The organism is Kineococcus sp. AC630 (genome assembly GCF_979255925.1).
On sequence record NZ_CEEDMJ010000085.1, the window covers coordinates 1 to 270 of the forward strand.

Genomic DNA, 270 nt, shown 5'->3' on the forward strand with positions numbered 1-270 from the left:
GTCTAGCGTTGGTCGCCGGACGAGCGTGGAGGTCGGGATGAGGGTCGGGTTCGTGCACGGGGCGTGCGTGAAGGACGGGGCGTGGTGGTGGCGCCGGACCGCGGACCTGTTGCAGGAGAACGGTGTCCGCAGCGTCTCGCCGCTGCTGCCCAGTTGGGGCGAGGGTGGCTCGGGTGGTTTCGCCGAGGACGTCGCCGCGGGGCGGGGGGTGCTGCAGGACAGCGACGAACCGACGGTGGTCGTCGCCCACAGCTACGGCGGGATCGTCAC

The 270-nt window shown here is 71.9% G+C and carries 1 protein-coding gene; it reads left to right on the top strand.

The window, feature by feature from the left end:
• Nucleotides 1-37 precede the first annotated feature (37 nt).
• The coding region (locus tag AC0I8G_RS25945) for an alpha/beta fold hydrolase (protein WP_471732512.1) at nt 38-270 on the top strand (233 nt) is incomplete at its 3' end.